Annotated in this window: 13 protein-coding genes and 2 rRNA genes (1 of these 15 only partly in view); 10 read left to right on the forward strand and 5 right to left on the reverse strand. The window is 53.6% G+C overall.

Annotated features, from left to right (window positions below):
• Positions 1-11 precede the first annotated feature (11 nt).
• Complete coding sequence (locus tag FRD01_RS02915; RefSeq protein WP_146957485.1) at positions 12-1,064, forward strand: MlaD family protein; 1,053 nt, start codon at positions 12-14, stop codon at positions 1,062-1,064.
• A 3-nt stretch (positions 1,065-1,067) separates the two neighbouring features.
• Here the strand turns inward: FRD01_RS02915 and FRD01_RS02920 are convergent, their stop codons facing one another.
• The 3 genes from FRD01_RS02920 to FRD01_RS02930 all read right to left on the reverse strand — a co-directional run bounded on the left by FRD01_RS02920 (position 1,068) and on the right by FRD01_RS02930 (position 3,363).
• A complete protein-coding gene (locus FRD01_RS02920; RefSeq protein ID WP_146957487.1) occupies positions 1,068-1,403 on the reverse strand; it encodes a hypothetical protein in 336 nt (111 codons plus the stop codon).
• 78 nt (positions 1,404-1,481) lie between these two features.
• Positions 1,482-1,892, reverse strand: coding sequence for a tetratricopeptide repeat protein (locus FRD01_RS02925; RefSeq protein WP_249755954.1), 411 nt, complete (start codon positions 1,890-1,892; stop codon positions 1,482-1,484).
• On the reverse strand, positions 1,870-3,363 hold the full coding sequence (locus tag FRD01_RS02930; RefSeq protein WP_146957491.1) for an O-antigen ligase family protein: 1,494 nt from the start codon (positions 3,361-3,363) through the stop codon (positions 1,870-1,872). The genes FRD01_RS02925 and FRD01_RS02930 overlap by 23 nt, the downstream gene beginning before the upstream one ends.
• A gap of 230 nt (positions 3,364-3,593) precedes the next feature.
• Between FRD01_RS02930 and lepB the strand changes: the two genes are divergently transcribed.
• Genes lepB through FRD01_RS02975 form a run of 9 tightly spaced genes read left to right on the forward strand, consistent with a single transcriptional unit; the run spans position 3,594 to position 14,184 of the window.
• Entirely contained in the window at positions 3,594-4,544 is a 951-nt protein-coding gene (lepB, locus tag FRD01_RS02935) for a signal peptidase I (RefSeq protein ID WP_146957492.1), read from the forward strand.
• Positions 4,545-4,551: 7 nt separating this feature from the next.
• The gene (locus FRD01_RS02940; RefSeq protein WP_146957494.1) at positions 4,552-6,345 is read left to right on the forward strand and encodes an ABC transporter ATP-binding protein; all 1,794 of its coding nucleotides are present in this window, start codon (positions 4,552-4,554) and stop codon (positions 6,343-6,345) included.
• Positions 6,342-8,156: an ABC transporter ATP-binding protein gene (locus FRD01_RS02945; RefSeq protein ID WP_146957496.1), complete on the forward strand. Its 1,815-nt coding sequence runs from the start codon at positions 6,342-6,344 to the stop codon at positions 8,154-8,156. The genes FRD01_RS02940 and FRD01_RS02945 overlap by 4 nt, the downstream gene beginning before the upstream one ends.
• Before the next feature lie 54 nt (positions 8,157-8,210).
• Complete coding sequence (locus tag FRD01_RS02950) at positions 8,211-8,957, forward strand: hypothetical protein (protein ID WP_146957498.1); 747 nt, start codon at positions 8,211-8,213, stop codon at positions 8,955-8,957.
• Positions 8,954-10,150 carry a DUF4350 domain-containing protein gene (locus FRD01_RS02955; RefSeq protein ID WP_146957500.1) on the forward strand — a complete coding sequence of 399 codons (1,197 nt, stop codon included), beginning with the start codon at positions 8,954-8,956 and terminating at the stop codon, positions 10,148-10,150. Before FRD01_RS02950 ends, FRD01_RS02955 begins: the two co-directional genes overlap by 4 nt.
• A complete protein-coding gene (locus FRD01_RS02960) occupies positions 10,147-11,094 on the forward strand; it encodes an AAA family ATPase (RefSeq protein ID WP_146957502.1) in 948 nt (315 codons plus the stop codon). The genes FRD01_RS02955 and FRD01_RS02960 overlap by 4 nt, the downstream gene beginning before the upstream one ends.
• Positions 11,091-12,392: a DUF58 domain-containing protein gene (locus FRD01_RS02965; protein WP_146957504.1), complete on the forward strand. Its 1,302-nt coding sequence runs from the start codon at positions 11,091-11,093 to the stop codon at positions 12,390-12,392. Before FRD01_RS02960 ends, FRD01_RS02965 begins: the two co-directional genes overlap by 4 nt.
• Positions 12,389-13,369 (forward strand): stage II sporulation protein M, encoded by a 981-nt coding sequence (locus FRD01_RS02970; protein ID WP_146957505.1) that lies wholly within the window; start codon positions 12,389-12,391, stop codon positions 13,367-13,369. The genes FRD01_RS02965 and FRD01_RS02970 overlap by 4 nt, the downstream gene beginning before the upstream one ends.
• Entirely contained in the window at positions 13,366-14,184 is an 819-nt protein-coding gene (locus FRD01_RS02975) for an RDD family protein (protein WP_249755955.1), read from the forward strand. Before FRD01_RS02970 ends, FRD01_RS02975 begins: the two co-directional genes overlap by 4 nt.
• A 558-nt stretch (positions 14,185-14,742) precedes the next feature.
• On the opposite strand, the gene rrf is transcribed toward FRD01_RS02975, so the two are convergent.
• Both rrf and FRD01_RS02990 read right to left on the reverse strand, forming a co-directional pair.
• Positions 14,743-14,859 (reverse strand): 5S ribosomal RNA (rrf, locus tag FRD01_RS02985).
• 138 nt (positions 14,860-14,997) lie between these two features.
• A 23S ribosomal RNA gene (locus FRD01_RS02990) occupies positions 14,998-15,952 on the reverse strand; it runs 2,070 nt beyond the window's last position.

Genomic DNA, 15,952 nt, shown 5'->3' on the forward strand with positions numbered 1-15,952 from the left:
GGAACGACGATATGCAGAAAAAAGAAACGGCCATTGAAGTTAAAGTTGGAGCGCTCGTACTCTTCTCGAGCGCACTCCTTGTGGCTTTTGTACTTCTTCTCGGAGACTTTTCATTTTCCGACGGATTTGAGTTTGACGTAGAGTTCAACAATGCCGGCGGCCTCAAACCGGGCGCCGACGTTGCCATTGCCGGAATCAGCGTGGGTAACGTCAAACAATTGCGATTCACGGAAAACGAGAATCGCGACCCGGAAGGCGCTGCTGTTGCGGTGCGTGCAACACTAAAGATCGATGATGAATACGCAGATTCCGTGAGAGACAACAGCCAATTCTTCATCACGACGCGCGGCGTCTTGGGCGAGCCCTATATTGAAATCGTGACGAATAACTTCGACGGAAAACCTGTCGCAAAAGGTGATGTGCTCAAGGGCGTGGACCCTCCGCGAATGGACATCATCATTTCGAAGGCCACGGAACTCATTTCATCTCTCAACGAGCTCTTCGACGACCCAAATATCAAAACTCGCGAGCTCATCTCGAATACCGCTAGCCTGATGAAAACTCTGGATTCCCTGGTGGTTGACAACCGTGAAGACCTCGACCAGACCATCGATAGCGTTCGCCTTACGTCTGAAGAAGCCGCAAAGCTCATGGCTGCCCTGAATGTGGCAGTTGATGATGGAAATGCGTTGCGTTCGACTATCAACGACCTCTCCGCAACCTCCCGAAACGCACGCAACATCGCGAGCAAAGTCGATGGCAAGATTGACCCCTTGCTCGACGATCTCGGTGTCGCGACGTCTAACGCACGAAGTGTTTCAGAGAGTGCTGACCGACTTATCACGGGCAACGAAGGCAAGATCACTGCAAGCCTAGATAACCTCGAGGTTAGCTCCAAAAGGCTCGCCAGCATGTCCGCAGACGCGGAAGATGTCGTTCAAGGTATTAAACGAGGTGAAGGCACTGTCGGGGCTCTCTTGAGTGAAAGAGAACTCTACGACGACCTCAAAGAGATGCTTCGAAACATCAAGCAGCGCCCCTGGAAAATCGTTTGGAAAGAGTGAGGCTCAGTGCTCGTGGCCATCGTGTGAGTCGGGGGCCGGCACTCTCGGCCCGCCTTTGAGCTCCTCAGTAGTCGGGAGCCCCTTTGGTCTAGCCGGCACCGGTAGTGGGCCAGGACCGTGTCCACCATGGCCTTCGGGCCCGTGTCCATGATCATGAGATGGCGGCTGCGCAGGCATCAGGTCCTTTGGAATGGGCTTTCCCTCTCTCTGAAGCCGGTCGCGCTTGACCTGCTTGTCGAGCTCCTTAACCTGAAACTCCAACATCTCACGGTCGATCTTATCCACCGTAAGTTTTGCTGCTGCCTGATAGTGTTCAATTGCAAGCTTTGGCTTACCCAAGTCTTTTTCGTAATAACGTCCAAGTTCTTGGTGAAGTACTGCCCTCTCATTGTCAGGCGGGTCCAATTCCAAAGCCTTTTAAATTTCTAAAGCGGCCTCTTCAACACGACCCTCACGGTCAAACGCCAGGGCAATGGCCTTTCGTCCCTCAAGGTTGTTCCTAAAGAGCTCTACCGAACGGCGAGCATGCTTAAGCGCATCCACAGGCTTATTCTTCAGAGAATAATATTGAGAAATATGCACGTGCGGTCTTGAATCAAACGGGCGCAACTCTAGCGAAGCAATCATGGCCTCGATACCGTCGTCCAACTTGCCAGTTCGTCTAAGCGCAAGGCCTTTGTTGAAAAGGTTCTCACCTCGGTACGGAAAGGCCTGATGGGCCTTATCGTACATATCTACCGACCTCTTGAAATGCGTCCGAAGCATAAGATGGTCTGCCAATCCTCGGTAGTACTCGGAGCGAATATTAGGAACCATAACCGCAATCATGGCCACACCGATGACGGCTGGCACGAGCCCGACGAAGACGCGCGTAGTGATTCCCGAGTGTGATTCCCGAGTTTGCATCAATCCTCCAAATCGTTCCAAGCCCTTTGAATTCATTGAGCATGGACGACTCACGAATGAGAAGACCCAATCCGGCGAAGAAGACCACGCCGGTGCCTGCAAAGTTCAATGCAGGGGAGACCATAGCCAGAGCTGCGCCGCTTCCCACCCCGAGAATCAAGCCCCAGTGTTCCAAGAGCCAACGCTCTCGTTCTTCTTTTCGACCAAGCCCTGTCAAAGTCACCGCAAAAACGCTGACCAACCAGGCTAAGAATAGGAAAAACCCAATGAACCCAAAGCCTGCCAGCGCCTCCACATAGGAGTTGTGGGCGCTCTTGAACGCAGGATAATGCTCGAACAATTTGCTGACATAAGGGTCGTCTGGACGAGAGTACTTGGTTTGAACTTGCCACCAACCACCTGCCCCCTGGCCACCCAAGGGTTTCTCGCGGAACATATCCATACCGAGCGCGAATAGATACGGATACGCAGCCGTGTTCGCTACTTCTTCGGTGCGCCCAATCTCAAACATCGGGAAACGAATGTCGTTGTCGGTGAAGTCGTCAATCGTGGACTTCTGCTCCACCACCACGACCGGGAGCCGGTTCGCGTCCGATGCGTGCGGCGCAGGAGCCAAAAAATGTCCCACAGCTGCTGCACTCGAGGCGACAATTAACGCTCCGACAGCTGGCCCCAGAAGAGACGCGCGTCCAAAACCTTGAAAGATAAGGATGACGAGGGTCGCCACGACCCAAACGCCAGATGCAACGCCCGCAAAAAGGAGCGATGTATTCAGGCCAAATCCAAGCGCGGCGAACAAGAGTCCAACCCCGATCACGATCTTTTGCCAACCCGTATGACGAATCACGCCCGCACTGAGAATCGGGATGACCATCGCGGTATAGGGCACAAGGAACTCATGGCTATCAAAGGCTCCCGTGGCCCCACTCGGGTTCCAAACCGGCGTGAAAACCTCAAGTCCGACTGCGTCCAAGACGCTCGATGCCCCAACAATGATAGCACCAATCCCGAGAGCCAAACCGAAGTCATTGAAGCGAATGGCGCGTCCAACGGGTGAAACGACCAGCAGGAACACTCCAACCATCGCCGTCCACTTCATCGCATCTACGAGCCCGAGAATTGGGACCGGTGACCACGCCGCCGAAATCAGCGCGAAAGCACCGAAAAGGTAGGCAACCAAAGCTACCTTGACGCCCGTTACCGCCGTGGATTTCTTTCGAAGAACGTCAACCCCAAAGGCCAACATGGCCAATCCGACCAAGACCAAAAGCAGCGCCGCCTTTACAACCTCAAAAGACGAAAACGCCGTCGCGAACGCACCCGGCACAAGTGCTATTGCCGCAAGTATCATCCACGTGGACAAGCTCCACTTTTGACTTCTTCCTTCATCCATAAAACACCTTTACTCACTCAATAAACGAGAGCTTACATACACCTTATGCTGCAACCGTGCACTAAAGCACACTTCACATCGAGAAATTCCCTACATGCCATTATTATGCCGTCTTGAAACTATCACACACGCAGCGCATCTCACCCAACCAGGGTAGGAGCCTTGCACCATGCGGCTCAACGCTCTACTTTAAATGGGTGACTATCTTTCCAACTCATGGACCATCCGGGATGAGCGAAGAGATCGAATATCTGGGAGAGACAAAGCCCCGAACTCTGGGAGTTCTCGTCACACTTGGATTATTGGGTGGGCCCGGTCTGGCGCACGTCTACGTTGGGAAACTGCAGCGCGGCATTCTGGTCAACCTTTTGGTCATTCTGGTGGTGGAAGTCTTTGTCATTGCTTTTAGTCTTCTGAAATTCTTCCCACTCCTGCCGATGGTCGTGATTCTTCTGGGGTGGATCACAATTCTTGGGTTCAATATCTCGAGCGCCAAATCAGATATCTCGAAAGACTACGTGCTACGCCCGTTCAATCACCCCCTCCTCTACGCGCTTGTCGCCTTGTTCACGTTTTACGGTCCACTTGTCGCGACCGCGCAGTTCACACAAACGAGTCTCCTCGGACTCACAAAGGTCGACCATTCGGCGATGACACCCGCAATCATCCCCGGGGACGTCATTCTCTTTGACAGAACCAGCTTTCAAGGCCGCGCTATCTCTAGAGGCGAGGCTGTGGTCTTGGAGCACCAGGAGGAGCGCCCTAATGTTCTCCGGGCCGTTGCCGTTCCCAAAGACACCGTTCAAGTCGATGGCACCAATCCCATCGTGAATCAGACCCCGCTTGTCCAAGCCGAACTTCAGCCATCGGGGGACGACCGCGACCTCTTCGCGATGGTGGAGGAGAACTTTGGGTCAAAATACGTGGTGAGCGTCTCCAAACGCACCTTCCTGGATGCGTGGGTACCGCCACAAGAACTCAAAGAATCCGAGTATTTTCTACTCGCAGATAATCGACACCAAGTTCCTCTCCAAGATGGTGAAATCCCGCCAAGAGACTCTCGAAACTTCGGGCCCATATCTGAAGAGGAAATTGAAGGGAAACCCATGTACATCGCATGGTCTATTGACCCTGAAACCAATTCAGTGAGATGGCATCGAATCGGTCTTCGACTGAGATAGGAACCTGATGATTGATGTAACGAGGGCGGCGAGAAATCAGCGGATTCGCCTATATTTCAAGCGCTACGCCTTGCATTTCGTTATCGGAGGGATCTTCCTCGTCCTTACCAACTACCTCGCGCTTGAGATTCCAGGGCGCGTCGGGCTCGCCATTGAGGGCATGCAGAACGGGGTGGACCTCGCTGGCATTAAAGACCATGCGATTTGGATCATTGGACTTGCCATAGGAGCCGGAATCGCCCGAATCCTGAGCCGAGTCTACATTTTCAATGCCGGTCGCCTTGTTGAATACGACCTGAGAAACGAACTCTTTGAGCATCTCGCAAAACTAAACCTTTCATGGTTTTCGAGCATGTCCACGGGCGATATCACCAGTCGAGTCTCAAACGACGTGAACTTCGTTCGACTCCTCTACGCGATAGCCTATCTCCACGTGATCAATACCGTGGTCGCCTACGCCCTAGCGTTGAACAAGATGGTTGCACTCGATTGGAAGCTCACGCTCTTTTGCTTGATTCCGTACCCGATCATCTTCATCGGCGTTCGATTCATCATCCACAAGTTGTTCAAGCAGACCAAAATCGTCCAAACCGAACTCTCCAAGATATCCTCTCGTGTTCAAGAGAATCTGACCGGAATCCAAGTCATTAAGACCTACACCCTCGAAGGCCGCGAAATCTCTCGATTCAAGGCACTAAACGAGAACTTCGTCGAAGAAAACATCAAGTTGGTGACGATCCGAGGCGGCCTTCAAGCAACTATGACACTGCTCTCGGGCGCAGGCACACTCGTCATCTTGCTCGTGGGAGCCAATTGGGTGGTCGCTGGCAACCTTAGTGTTGGACAATTCGTTGAGTTCAACGGGTACGTCGTGGCCCTGGCGTTTCCAACCATGGGCCTTGGATGGGTCCTCTCCGTCTGGAATCGAGGCATCGCTGCCTTTGACCGTATCCTTGAGGTCCTCTTTACTAAGCCCACTATTGAAGACCCTGCAGAACCCGTCGCAATCCCCCGACCAGCGGTATCTGGCCAGATATCATTCGAAGGGGTGTCGTTCGCTTACGACCAGTCCGACGCAATCTCAGACTTTAGCGTTGAAATCCCAGCGGGCTCAAAAGTCGCGATCGTCGGAAGAACGGGTAGCGGGAAATCAACGCTCGTTGGGCTTCTCGCACGCCTCTTCGACCCACAACATGGGCGAATCCTTGTCGACGGCGTCGATATCCGCGACCTTGAACTGCGTCGCCATCGCGCGCGCCTGGGTGTGGTCCCTCAAGACCCGTTCCTCTTTTCGATGACCATCCGAAACAACGTTCGGTTTGGATACGATGCGCAGCTAGACGACCCGGAATTCTCGCGACTCAGTGAGGATTCAGCGGACCCAACGCTTAAGGTCCTGGCCAAAGCTGGGCTCGACCAGGATATCTCTTCATTCCCACAAGGCATCGAAACTCAAGTTGGAGAGCGCGGAATCACACTCTCGGGTGGCCAAAAACAAAGGGTTACTATCGCCCGTGCACTACTTGTCGAACCGAGCATCCTCATTCTCGACGATGCGCTTTCGAGCGTGGACAACCAGACTGAACAAGAGATTCTCGACCACCTCGATGAAGTGATGGATGCCCGCACGACCATTTTCATCACGCATCGTTTCAGCGCACTCTCGCGAATGGACCGCATTCTCGTTGTGGATGAAGGGCGCCTCGTCGAGCAAGGAACCCACGAAGAACTCCTCGCGTTTGGGGGCGTTTATGCGGAGCTCAATGAGCACCAAAAACTTAAAGAAGAGCTGGAAGGATGAGTAAGAAAGAAAAGCCTGACAGCTCAATAGGCGGGGCGTTTAAAGAAACTTCTGAACTCCAAATGAGCGAGTGGGAGGTCGTCAAACGACTCTGGCACTTCATGAAGCCATACTGGTCGCTCTTTGCGATCTCGCTGGTTTTGCTGCCGATCATCACGGGCCTTACCCTCGTTCAACCCTGGCTGCTTCAGCTTGCCATCGACAATCACTTTGTGCCCAAAGACCTCAATGGGTTCGGGCTCGTCGTGGGAGGATACGCAGCCGCCATGTTCAGTGTGGCGGCGCTTCAATTCCTGCAGACTTGGATCATGCAGCTTGCGGGTCAGCGCGCCCTTCGAGACCTGAGACAAGCACTCTTTGAGCACGTTCAGCACCTTTCTACGAAGTTTTTCCAATCCCAGCCCGTCGGGCGCCTCATGGCCCGCATGACCACGGATATCGAGTCCCTACAGGAGGCGCTCGCCTCCGGGATGATTACCATGATTGGCGATGTCATGATGTTGGTGGGCATCGTCGTCATTCTACTCATCAAGGATTGGCAATTCGCGCTCGCGAGCTTTGTCGTCGTGCCCTTCCTGGTCGGACTTACGGCGGTGTTTCGGCATTTCATGCGCAAGGCTTTTCGAGAAATCCGAGTCAAAGTCGCGCGCCTCTATTCCTATCTGCAAGAGAGCGTCACAGGGATATCGGTCATTCAGCTTTTTGTGCGCGAAAAGCGCGGCTTGGAAGAATACCAACGAATCAACGAAGAGTACCGAAACGCTAACTTTATGGCGATCCGCTACGACGCCATGCTCTATTCCGTGGTCGAAACCGTCGGTAGCATCACCGTCGGCGTAATCATTTGGTACGGGAGCGGTCAGGTCCTACAAGACGCTATTTCACTCGGCGTATTGGTCGCGTTCATCGAATACATGCAGAAATTCTTCGTTCCTATTCGCGACCTCGCCCAAAAATACAACTTCTTACAAAGCGCCATCACCGCTGGCGAGCGAATCTTCGAACTCCTCGACCAAACGGACAAGATCCCGCAATCCGAGAGCACTCGAGACGTCCCCGAACACATCGATTCCATCGAATTCAAGAACGTTTCGTTTGCCTATAAGACCGACGAATGGGTGCTTCGAGATGTGTCGTTCAAAGTCGGGCGCGGTGAAAAAGTAGCCCTGGTCGGACACACAGGCGCCGGGAAGTCTACGATCATCACCCTTTTGACCAGGCTGCGCGACGTCACCGAAGGTGCAATTCTCATCAACGGAATCGATATCCGTGAGTTTGATGTTCAAGAGTACCGACACAAATTTGCGGTCGTCCTTCAAGATTGCTTCCTCTTCCAAGGCAGCGTCCTCGAGAATATCACGCTTGGAGACGAAATTCCGATGGATGAGGTCGAGCGTGCCACTCAGGCCGTTCACGCATGGAAACTTATCCAAGCGTATCCAGAAAAGTTTCAACAATCCGTGCAAGAGCGCGGCGCAAATCTCTCGGCGGGCGAACGCCAACTCATCTCTTTTGCGCGCGCGCTTGTACACAAGCCTGAGGTGTTGATCCTGGACGAAGCCACGGCGAATGTTGACACCCAAACTGAATCTCTTTTGCAAAGCGCGGTCGAGAACATGTTGGAACGACAGACCTCCGTTGTCGTAGCGCACCGACTTTCTACGATACAAAAGGCCGACACCATTTTGGTGCTTCACCGAGGCGAACTCATCGAGCGTGGTTCACATGCCGAGCTCCTTGCCTCTGACGGCCACTACGCCAAACTCCATCGTCTACAGTACCGTCCAAGCGCACCGGCCAAGGCAAGTTGACACTTGGCGGTGGGGGTCACTGCGCGCTAGGATGCGAGCTCTTTCGGAGTACGAATGGTCCGCATCGCGCTGGTGGTGTTTCTAACATCATTACCTATACTTGGAGCTGCTGAGCCCGAGGTTTCCTGGTACCCAAGCGATACCCAGAGCGAACTGCCGTTGTCCTCAAAACCTCCGAGCGCCAACGTTGAAGATTGGAGTGTAGAAGGCTCGCCCTCGGATCCAGACGATGAAACCTCACCCGAGTCGCCGCCACTCCCCAACGGCATCAAGGGCCCGAGACCACCTGAATTCGTCCCAGATACTCCACCGTCTTGGCTCGAGGACTTGGACTTCTTCGATGACGTGGAGTTTCCTGAGTTTGATTGGCAGCTAGTCAAGTACATCCTCTTGTCGCTCCTGGGACTCTTGGTGCTGGGCATTTTGATCTGGGTTCTCAGCCGAGTCATTGGCAACAAGGAGGCTGAAGAAGAGGGTGAAACAAACACTTTCCTCAATGAATTGGCCACAAAAACCAAGAACAAGGACGCACTTTCACTGGCTCATTCGGGTGATTACGCATTGGCCATTCACGCACTGCTTCTGGAAGTCTTGCGTCATCTTGAGCCAAAACACCCGATCATCTCCAAACCCTCTGCTACCCCGCGCGAAATTGCGAAATCTATTGCCCCAGATGGGAACTCACCACTCTTCGAGCTCGTCTTGGTATCGGAACTCTGTACCTTTGCTGCAAAAGAGGCTGAAGAAGGCATGTTTGAAGAAGCCAGTCAGTGGCGAGACCAAATCCTGAGGTCCTTATGAACGCTCTGAAAAAATACGGTTTTTCAGGGCTAATCGCCCTCTCAGCGATCTCCATTCTCACTATGTTACTTTGGTTCTTGATTGGCCATCATTTCAAGACGCCCCACTCTTTCGGCAATGACTCGTTCAGCCGCTCTGCACTTGGGCATTCGGTTTTTCTGGAGGCGCTAGAACGCGCTGGCCACACCGTAGAAAGGTCCAAATTTCAGACATCCACCCAACTGCAGAATGTAGACCTTGTGATTCTTGCCGAACCGTATATTCAGCCCAAAACCACGGAGCGTACGGACGAAGCGAGACAAGTTCTAGCATCGGGTAAGCCGACTCTCCTCGTGGCACCAAAACGCTGGGGCTCGCCGGCTTCGTTGGAAGACAAACACATCGCTCGGCAAGGCCTCGAAGAGACGACGGATGTCAAATATGCCGTCGAAACTCTCCTCCAAGTGGATTCCACGGTCACACGAACCGCAGCGACAGATTGTGGTGACGTTACAATTCTCGACGCTCAGTTCGTCGCAAGCGATGGGTTTCGACCCACCGGACCTTGTCCCGCAATCCTGACCCATCGTGACCATATCTGGGTCCTCTCGGACCCGGACATTATCGCCAATCACATGCTCGACTCTCAGGATGCTCAAGAACTCGCGCTTTCGATTGTCAACAACATCACGGGACCAAACGCTACGATTCTTGTGGATGAGACGGTTCACGGCCATATCCAAAGACCCTCGCTGGGCGAGCTCTTAACAGAGCCGCCTTTGGTTTGGGTCGTGATACACTTCTTCATCCTCTTTCTTTTCGCTGGCTGGGCTGGGCTTGGTCGATTCGGCCCAGGGCTCGCGCCACTCGGCCCGCAGGAGCCAGGAAAGGCACTCTTGATTCAAAACACGTCCGAACTCCTGAGCTACTCAGGCCATCAAGGCCTTATCCTCAAGAGATACTGGGAGATGATGATTTCTGACCTCAAAAACCACTTTCAACTCACGGGCAATGAAGCCGAAGTTCTCCAATCTTTGGACAAGATCATCCATGCTCGAGGACTCGACTGGCAAATTCACGCGCTCAAAGAACGTGTAGATTCGCTTAGTGATTTGAGAACAAGCAGACCTTCTCGAAAGATTACAAGCACCGTGAGAAGCATCTTCCAAATGCGCAGCCAACTCATTCAAGCCCAACACAGGAACCCGTCATGACGCCAGAGGCACTTCAAGCCATTGCGGAATCGCTCCGCTCCGAAATCTCAAGGTACGTAATCGGTCAAGCCCACGGTGTTGACTTGCTATTGATTGCCCTGATCTCCAAGGGCCACGTCTTGCTTGAAGGCGTGCCCGGGGTCGGAAAGACCTACCTCGCAAAGACCTTTGCAGCGGCACTCGGACTTGAGTTTGGACGGATTCAATTCACGCCCGACCTGATGCCGGGAGACGTCCTGGGCTCGAATCTCTTCGACTTTCAACAAAGCCAATTCAAGCTGATTCGCGGCCCGATTTTCACTCAGGTGCTGCTCGCTGATGAAATCAACCGCACGCCACCAAAGACGCAATCTGCTCTCTTGGAGGCCATGCAAGAGCGAAAGGTCACTCTGGATGGCAAACGCCACGATCTCGGAGACGGGTTCATGGTGGTCGCCACGCAGAACCCAATCGAGCACGAAGGCACATATCCGCTGCCCGAAGCTCAACTCGACCGCTTCCTCTTTCGAGTAGAAGTGGGCTATCCCAGCCAAAATGAAGAGCACACTTTGGTTGCAACCCACGGAAACAACTCGGAAGTTGAGCTGGGCTTGGAAGCCCCACTCATCTCTTTCGAAACGATCCAAACGGCGAGGCGCCTGGTCTCGAGTATTCAGCTCGCACCTGAACTTATCGATTACTTGGTTGAACTGGTGCGGGCCACTCGAGCCAACCCGGCAATCCTAACCGGAGCCTCACCACGAGCGGCCACCATGCTGGCAGTCGCTGCTCGTGCACAGGCCTGCCTTCGTGGCCGCGATTATGTGATCCCGGACGATATTCAAGAACTCTTCCTACCGGCCATCGCTCATCGAGTGACGCTGAGCCCCGGCGCCGAGATCGAAGGCGTCACTTCAAAAATTGCGCTCTCGCAGATTCTCGAAAGGACACCGGCGCCACGATGATCAGACCGACCAAAAAATCGATTCTGATTATCGCCATCGCGATATTCCCTGCGCTTGTGTCAGTGTTTCTCAACGTGGGCCCTTGGCCATGGGTCATCTCCCTCGTGCCGATTGCAGCGGCGCTACTTGCGGATATCTTCTTTTCACCCAGACTTGATGAAGTTCATGTAGAGGCAGAGCCTCGCCATACCTTCTATCTTGGAGAAAAAGCGACCATTCCCATCAAAGTGGTGTTTCGCTCTCCACACAGGCGGAAAGCCATCGAGGTTGCGGGTGATTTCGCTGGTCCTATTCTTCCTCCCGAACCTGCAGTGGTTTCAGGAGAATTGTTGGGAAACATCGAGCTCTCCCCACACGCACGGGGGCGCATTCACTCGAGTCAACTTTGGATTCGATGGACCGGGCCGCTCGGACTCTTCGAGAAGATCACGACAACAAACTTCTCGCTAGAAGCCGATATCGTGCCCAACACCAAAGCTGTTCAACGAGCGGCCATTCGCCTTGCCACGCACTCGACCCTCTTAGTTGGCGCGAAAACCCAGAACCAGCGTGGCGAAGGCTCCGAGTTCGACGCTCTGAGAAGGTACGTTCAAGGCCTCGATACGCGGTTCATCGACTGGAAAGCCAGCGCCAAGCACAGAAGCCTCCTCTGGCGCGAGCACCGCGTGGAGCGCAACCATAACGTCATACTCGCCATCGACTCAGGCCGTCTCATGAGCGAGCCGATTGACGACTACACCCGCCTTGACCATGCCATAAACGCGGGCCTTATGGTTGGATACGTATCTCTTCGAGCCGGTGATAACGTCGGATTGCTCACCTTCGATTCCGAGGTTCGAACCTTCATACCTCCGCTCAAAGGTGTCAGCTCCGCTCAACTTCTGGCTAAACACCTCGCTCCCGTCACCTACTCCGCCGATGAGGCCAATTATACACTCGCAATCACTGAGCTCGGCACCAAAGTTAAACGCCGCTCCGTCATCATCGTACTAACCGAATTCATCGATACGATCGGCGCAGAGCTCCTGATAGAGAACCTCGGAAGGCTCGCCAAACGCCACCTCATCGTTTTTGTGACGCTACGCGACCCGTTCCTCAAAAATAGCCAAGAAACGCTTCCTCGTGACATTGTGGAGGTCGGAAAAACGACTCTCGCGTTCGAATTGGAGTCCGAAAGACGACTTGTTTTTAAGGAACTCCAACGACTGGGGGTCTTTGTGGTGGATGCCCTGCCGGAAAACCTCTCTGTGGAGCTCATCAACACCTATCTGGAAATCCACCGCCGGGAGCTACTATGAACCACGATCCTCGTAGTCTACGCTTTCGAAAAGCCCGCGAAGCCACTTGGACTCGGCTTGAGAGCTTGCTCCATAAAGTCAGCTCAAGAGGACTCAAGAAGCTGGAACCAGAAGAAGTTGTCGAGCTCCCAACCCTCTACCGCGCCACGCTAAGTTCACTTAACCACGCCCGAGCGATCTCGCTCGATTCGAACCTCCTCAACTATCTGGAAAGTCTTAGTACTCGAGCCTACGTCGTTCTCTATAGCCCCCGGCAGAGTGCCATTGGAGTTTGCTCAGAGTTCATCAACACCACGTTTCCATCGAGTGTCCGTGCTCTCCGCGGGTATGTGATGCTCTCCGGGTTTGCGCTTTTTCTGGGGGTTCTGATTGGCTGGTACCTCGTGTCCGGAGATAGCGTCTACTTTCACTCCTTCGTCCCCGAATCGTATGCACAAAGTCGCTCCCCGAGCACCTCAGCTGAGGATTTACGCGCGATTCTCTACGATTCTGCGCCGCCCGATGGACTCGCGGCTTTTGCGGCCCAACTCCTTTCCAACAACGCCAAGATTGGAATGAACTGCTTCGCTCTAGGCATTGCGGCAGGTGTTCCCGTACTTATTCTACTTCTCTACAATGGTCTCATTATTGGAGCCTTTGTATCGCTCTACCAATCCAAGGAATTGACGCTCGAATTCATCGCCTGGATCCTGCCCCATGGCGTCACTGAGATCTTCGCCGTCATCCTATGTGGCGCTGCAGGCCTTCTTCTAGGACGAGCCATCGTATGGCCGGGGCAACTCAAACGGTCACAGAGTATCCGACAGAGCATGGCAATCGCCGGCCCCGTTGTCTTGGGGGCGGTTGCGATGTTCTTTGTCGCTGCGCTCATCGAAGGCTTCTTCCGTCAGATGGTCCACCAACCAGAAGCCAGATGGCTTTTCGCAGCCTCGAGTATCCTCTTCTGGGTTGCCTACCTGAGCAGGAAGGCCAAATGATCCATGAAGTACGCACACCAGAGGGCATCGACATCCGTTTCGAGGTTGCCAGCATTGGTCGAAGAGCCGCGGCCTACGCCGTTGATAATACCATCATCATTGCCGTACTCACGGTCGTAGGCCTTATAGCGTTGATCTTCATTCCTGACGGTTGGGGCATCGCCCTTTTTCTTACCCTGGGCTTCATTGTTCGGACGTTCTACTTCCCTCTCTTCGAAATCTATGGACGCGGCCAGACGTGGGGGAAGGAAATGATGGGAGTGCGTGTCGTGGACGTGGAGGGCCGCCCGCTTACGGGAAATGCCGTCTTCCTGCGAAGCCTTTCACGCGAGATGGAGACTCTAATTCCCCTCATCGTGATAGCGTCCCCAGATGCGATCCTCCCCGGCGCCCCACCCTTCTTCGGCTACCTGGCACTCACATGGCTTGTGACTATCGCCATCTTACCATTCTTCAATCCTAAACGCCGACGCGCGGGGGATTTTGTCGCGTCTACGGTGGTAGTCCTTGAGCCGAGGCTCAACCTCATGAACGACTTGACTGCAAACGTCAAAGCTCGTCGCTTTGATTTCACCACACATCAACTGGACATTTATGGAATTCAGGAGATTCAACTCCTTGAACAAATCCTGCGTGATGGGGACGAAACTGCATATGCCCCATTGGCCCAGCGGATATCAAACAAGATACATTTCAAGGGAAAGTGGCATACTGACCCGCACGCATTCCTGCTCCAGTTCTATAAAGACGCGCGCAGCCGGCACGAGAGTCGTATGCTCGTGGGTGACCGACAGGAAACCAAGAGGGAGCTTTAAATTTGTAAATGAGGAATCTCTCAGAACACTTCGGAGCAACAATTTTGAAAGAACGAAAAACGAAAGCTCTACTGCTTATTCTCATTCTTCTCCTAGCCTCTAATAACGCCAGTGCTCAGAACATCTTGACGGTTTGCGAGAACGAGGATGATGGAGAGCTTTGCACTGACGGAATGTTTGAGGGAATCTGTGGATGGGTCTCCAACAATAACTGCATTGAAGATGACAACGGAAACGTGGAGTGTGAGTACATTGATTGTTTGCCACGGAATTGCAGACAGGACCAGAAACTGGGGGACCCCTGCAAGTTAGGGGAGCTTGATGGCGTCTGCGAACACCGTTGCAATCGAGTCGAATGTAACTACCCGCCGTCCGGAAGCGGTTGGTGCCTGGTTGCTCGGCCCGGGGTGGCGAGCCGGTCGGCCCCCTACATATCCTGGCTCTCCTGGGGGTCTTAGGACTACGCCGACCTCGGAAGAGTCTTGTCGGTGTTCCAGCGTCCCAAGAAACACAAAAACCCTGAGATTTCTCTCAGGGTTTTTGTGTTTGTAGAAAAATGGTTGGCAACGACCTACTTTCCCACCACCTCGCGGTGGCAGTATCATCGGCGCTGAGGAGCTTAGCTTCCGAGTTCGGGATGGGATCGGGCGGACCCTCCTCGCTATGGCTACCAACCAAAGTTTTCCCGGTCATTAACCGGTGAATGGGATGATGAAGTGTGAGCTTGTATTTTAATAAGGCGTTGTTTTTCTTCCTTAAGCGAGTCTTTCGACGTGCTCGAGGAAAAACTGACAATGGTCTTGAGACATATTGAAAAATAAGCCTCTCGGTCGATTAGTATAGCTCAGCTCCACATGTTGCCATGCGTCCACTTGCTACCTATCCACGTCGTCGTCTTCGACGGACCTTCTAGTTGTTTAAACAAAGAGAGAGTTCATCTTGAGGGGGGCTTCCCGCTTAGATGCTTTCAGCGGTTATCCTGTCCGTATGTAGCTACCCGGCAATGCTTCTGGCGAAACAACCGGTACACTAGAGATACGTCCACCCCGGTCCTCTCGTACTAAGGGCAGTTCCTCTCAACTCTCTAACGCCCACGGCAGATAGGGACCGAACTGTCTCACGACGTTCTGAACCCAGCTCGCGTACCGCTTTAATTGGCGAACAGCCAAACCCTTGGGACCTACTCCAGCCCCAGGATGCGATGAGCCGACATCGAGGTGCCAAACCTCCCCGTCGATGTGAACTCTTGGGGGAGATCAGCCTGTTATCCCCGGAGTACCTTTTATCCGTTGAGCGATGGCCCTTCCATTCGGAACCACCGGATCACTAAAGCCTGCTTTCGCACCTGCTCGACTTGTAGGTCTCGCAGTCAAGCTCGCTTATGCTTTTGCACTCTTCGGCTGGTTTCCAATCAGCCTGAGCGAACCTTTGCGCGCCTCCGTTACTCTTTGGGAGGCGACCGCCCCAGTCAAACTGCCCACCAGGCAGTGTCCCTCGTCCGGATCACGGACGCAGGTTAGATATCCAGACATATCAGGGTGGTATTTCAAGGTTGGCTCCACCGATACTGGCGTACCGGCTTCAAAGCCTCCCACCTATCCTACACAGATATGCCCGAATATCACTGCCAAGCTACAGTAAAGGTTCACGGGGTCTTTCCGTCTTGCCGCAGGTAGACGGCATCTTCACCGCCAATTCGATTTCACTGAGTCCCTGGTTGAGACAGTGGGGAAGTCGTTACGCCATTCGTGCAGGACGGAACTTACCC

Source organism: Microvenator marinus (genome assembly GCF_007993755.1).
GTDB lineage: Bacteria > Myxococcota_A > Bradymonadia > Bradymonadales > Bradymonadaceae > Allomicrovenator > Allomicrovenator marinus.

Bases quoted from the DNA above. Each gene is read 5' to 3' on its own strand.
- FRD01_RS02960 (WP_146957502.1), top strand. From the start codon at position 10,147: ATGACGCCAGAGGCACTTCAAGCCATTGCGGAATCGCTCCGCTCCGAA.
- lepB (WP_146957492.1), top strand. From the start codon at position 3,594: ATGAGCGAAGAGATCGAATATCTGGGAGAGACAAAGCCCCGAACTCTG.
- FRD01_RS02970 (WP_146957505.1), top strand. From the start codon at position 12,389: ATGAACCACGATCCTCGTAGTCTACGCTTTCGAAAAGCCCGCGAAGCC.
- FRD01_RS02950 (WP_146957498.1), top strand. From the start codon at position 8,211: ATGGTCCGCATCGCGCTGGTGGTGTTTCTAACATCATTACCTATACTT.
- FRD01_RS02940 (WP_146957494.1), top strand. From the start codon at position 4,552: ATGATTGATGTAACGAGGGCGGCGAGAAATCAGCGGATTCGCCTATAT.
- FRD01_RS02925 (WP_249755954.1), bottom strand. From the start codon at position 1,892: ATGATTGCGGTTATGGTTCCTAATATTCGCTCCGAGTACTACCGAGGA.
- FRD01_RS02930 (WP_146957491.1), bottom strand. From the start codon at position 3,363: ATGGATGAAGGAAGAAGTCAAAAGTGGAGCTTGTCCACGTGGATGATA.
- FRD01_RS02965 (WP_146957504.1), top strand. From the start codon at position 11,091: ATGATCAGACCGACCAAAAAATCGATTCTGATTATCGCCATCGCGATA.
- FRD01_RS02945 (WP_146957496.1), top strand. From the start codon at position 6,342: ATGAGTAAGAAAGAAAAGCCTGACAGCTCAATAGGCGGGGCGTTTAAA.
- FRD01_RS02915 (WP_146957485.1), top strand. From the start codon at position 12: ATGCAGAAAAAAGAAACGGCCATTGAAGTTAAAGTTGGAGCGCTCGTA.
- FRD01_RS02955 (WP_146957500.1), top strand. From the start codon at position 8,954: ATGAACGCTCTGAAAAAATACGGTTTTTCAGGGCTAATCGCCCTCTCA.
- FRD01_RS02975 (WP_249755955.1), top strand. From the start codon at position 13,366: ATGATCCATGAAGTACGCACACCAGAGGGCATCGACATCCGTTTCGAG.